Annotated in this window: 1 tRNA gene and 1 rRNA gene; both read right to left on the bottom strand. The window is 50.2% G+C overall.

The features are described from left to right. Position 1: 1 nt before the first annotated feature. Positions 2–77 (bottom strand) — tRNA-Glu (locus FQZ95_RS24165). Between the two features lie 171 nt (positions 78–248). Beyond that, positions 249–325 (bottom strand): 16S ribosomal RNA (locus FQZ95_RS24160); the annotation flags it as partial.

Below are 325 nucleotides of genomic sequence, written 5' to 3'. Positions count from 1 at the left end.
GTGGCGTCCCCTAGGGGATTCGAACCCCTGTTACCGCCGTGAAAGGGCGGTGTCCTGGGCCTCTAGACGAAGGGGACACGAAAATTGCTTATCACGCGCTGCGTGATATTTTCGTGTAGGGTGAGCTTTCATTAATAGAAAGCGAACGGCCTTATTTTCTTCAGCCTCACTCCCAACGCGTAAACGCCTTGCTATTCACTTTTCATCAGACAATCTGTGTGAGCACTGCAAAGTACGCTTCTTTAAGATAAGGAGGTGATCCAACCGCAGGTTCCCCTACGGTTACCTTGTTACGACTTCACCCCAGTCATGAATCACAAAGTGG

It is taken from the genome of Escherichia sp. HH41S (assembly GCF_009820115.1).
In the GTDB taxonomy this organism is placed as follows: domain Bacteria; phylum Pseudomonadota; class Gammaproteobacteria; order Enterobacterales; family Enterobacteriaceae; genus Escherichia; species Escherichia coli_F.
This window is presented reverse-complemented; position numbering and strand designations above follow the sequence as displayed.